1 protein-coding gene is annotated in these 1550 nt (G+C 72.6%); it reads right to left on the bottom strand.

Going from position 1 to position 1550, the window contains the following annotated elements; all coding sequences use genetic code 11:
* Window positions 1-2 precede the first annotated feature (2 nt).
* Window positions 3-1550 (bottom strand): glucose-6-phosphate isomerase (locus OXU43_07755; protein MDD9825049.1); only part of this gene is annotated, 1548 nt, incomplete at its 5' end.

Raw genomic sequence — 1550 nt, 5'->3', positions numbered from 1 at the left:
CCCTATTCCTTGCCTGAATCCACCGCGCGTTGATCGAAGGGATTGATGCCGTAAAGCGCCCCCAGGGCGAACACCTTGTGCTCGTAAAAGGCGAGCAGCCCGCCCAGGCTGCGCGGCGACAACTCCGCCAGGCGAATCACGGAGTGCGGGCGGGCGCCGGGGAAGCGGCGGTGCGGGTCCGCGTCGTCTCTGCCGCCCGCGAATCGCTCGGAATGCCGCCGCGCCATCCGCAGCACTTCCCGCCGCCGCGCCTGCGTTTCTCCGGGCGCGGGGGCGGCCACCACCACGAGTTCGGCGGCGAAGGGCGCGCGGCCCTGGTGCAGCATCTGGAAGAAGCTGTGGCGCGCGTCGAAGGCGGAGCCGCCCCAGACCGGGACGCAGGCGGCCAGCGCCGCCGGCGTCCCGTCCCGAGTCGCGGTCTTGCCCAGGCTTTCCATCTCCAGTTGGGCGAGGTAGGGCGCCAGTTGCCGCAGGCGGTAGTCGTAGCTGAGCACGACCCGGCTCTGCGCCCCGGCGAGATTGACGTTCCACAGATCCAGCAACGCGGCGACGACGGGCAGGTTGCGCGCGATGGGTGCCGTGCGAAAGTGGCGATCCATCTCGCGCGCCCCGGCCAGCAGCTGTTCGAAGGCGACCGTGCCGTGGCGCAGGGCGACGATCAGCCCCATCGCCGACCACAGGGAAAAGCGCCCGCCCACGCCGGGGAAGATGCGGAAGCGGCGCGATGGCGCGATGCCGAAGGCGCGCATCGCGGAGAGGTTGGCGGAAACTGCCGCGAAGTGTTTGCGCAAAGCCGCCTCGCTCAGCCGGCGCCCCAGTTCGCGCCGCGCGAGTTCCGCATTGAGCATCGTGTCGCGGGTGGCGAAGGATTTGGAGGCGACGACGAACAGCGTCTGTTCCAGAACCAGATGCGGCAGCAGCGCCGCCAGTCGTCCGCCGTCCAGGCCGGACGCGAAGTGCGCGGCGAGCGCCTGCTCGCTTCCCGTGGCCGCGTTGCCGCCCATGTTGCCTGCCGTGCCAGGCGCGCCTTCCAGCGCGCACAGGGCCATCTTGGCCCCCAGTTCGGAGCCGCCGATCCCGATATTGACGGCGGCGGCGAAGCGCCGCCCGCCGGCGCCGCGGATGCCGCCGCACCGGACTTTTTGCGCGAAGGCCAGGAAGCGGCGGCGTTCGGCGGCGATTTTCCGTTGCGGCCGCGCCGCCCGCAGGGCGGGGTGCAGCGCCGGGAGGCGCTCCGTGAAGTTTACCGCCTCGCCGCGAAACAGCGCCGCGATCCGGCGCGGCAATTCCCGCGCGCGGGCCAGCGCGCACAGTGCCGCCAGCGCCCCGCCGTCCAGGCGCTGGCGGGAGTAGTCGAATGCCAGGATGCCCGGCAGCGCGAGACGCAGGCGCCCGCTGCGGCCGCCGCCGCTTCGCGGCGCGGCGCCCATTCGCCCGTGCATCCGCCCGCGCATCTCCCGGGCGCGGCGCTGCAACTCTTTCCAGGCGGCCGTTCGTTCCGGCGGCTTCATTTTTCCTCCGGGCGCCGCTTCGGGCCGTCCCGCGGGCCG

It is taken from the genome of Gammaproteobacteria bacterium, assembly GCA_028817255.1.
In the GTDB taxonomy this organism is placed as follows: Bacteria; Pseudomonadota; Gammaproteobacteria; order Porifericomitales; family Porifericomitaceae; genus Porifericomes; species Porifericomes azotivorans.
Note: the sequence above shows the minus strand (reverse complement) of the source record. Positions and strands in the feature narration are given on the sequence as shown.